At 42.5% G+C, this 275-nt stretch carries 1 protein-coding gene; it reads right to left on the bottom strand.

Annotated elements, in window-relative coordinates; genetic code table 11:
* Positions 1 to 79: 79 nt before the first annotated feature.
* Positions 80 to 275: (d)CMP kinase (locus AAEY88_RS13495; protein WP_350563207.1), on the bottom strand; the 196-nt coding region annotated here is incomplete at its 5' end.

The raw sequence follows: 275 nt of genomic DNA, 5'->3' as shown, positions 1-275 counted from the left end.
ATCCTAGATGTGGAGTCTAGTAATATTATTCGTGTCATCCTTAACACAAACACCTACTGCACAATAAACGAGGATTCGGTTACGTGACAGTAATTTTTTGTCTAACGTATTCAAGCACTTGCTTCAATACATCTTCTATGCCTATGCCGCTTGTATCAATAACAAGTGCATCATTAGCTGGGACTAAAGGCGCAGCGGCGCGATTGGTATCACGGTCGTCTCGCTCGATAATTTCAGCTAAAAGGCGGTCGATTTTAACATCGAAGCCTTTGTCC

Origin of the sequence: Psychrobacter sp. CAL346-MNA-CIBAN-0220 (assembly GCF_040309805.1) — a bacterium.
In the GTDB taxonomy this organism is placed as follows: domain Bacteria; phylum Pseudomonadota; class Gammaproteobacteria; order Pseudomonadales; family Moraxellaceae; genus Psychrobacter.
The sequence above is the reverse complement of the archived record's forward strand: the minus strand, read 5'-3'. Positions and strand labels throughout refer to the sequence as shown.